Source organism: Rhizobium sp. SVR5-9E, from assembly GCF_056755095.1.
The window spans coordinates 1-371 of the sequence record NZ_JBNDHS010000273.1 but is presented as its reverse complement, the minus strand read 5'-3'; the positions used below and the strand labels follow the sequence as shown (position 1 = coordinate 371).

1 protein-coding gene is annotated in these 371 nt (G+C 40.2%); it reads left to right on the top strand.

All coding sequences use genetic code 11. From position 1 onward, the window contains the following. Positions 1-63: 63 nt before the first annotated feature. A partial coding sequence (locus ACPYOJ_RS34760; protein WP_481420289.1) for an efflux RND transporter permease subunit occupies positions 64-371 on the top strand: 308 nt, incomplete at its 3' end.

Below are 371 nucleotides of genomic sequence, written 5' to 3'. Positions count from 1 at the left end.
ATGTCAACGTTGCAGACGATGTTAGGTTCTTATTATGCCACCAATTTTATCCGATTCAGGCAGATGTACAAAGTGATGGTTCAGGCAAGTCCGGAATACCGTGAAACGCCGGAAAGTATTCTGAATTTATATTTAAAAAATGACAAAGGCGAAATGGTTCCCTTCTCAACGTTCATTACCATTGAAAGAGTTTATGGACCGGAAGTTTTAACCCGTTATAATATGTATATGTCTGCAATGATTAATGGTGAACCCTCAGAAGGATACAGTTCCGGGGATGCCATTGCAGCGGTTGAAAAAGTTGCTGAACAAAGTCTTCCGAAAGGTTTTGAAATCGAATGGTCGGGAATGACAAGGGAAGAGATTTTATC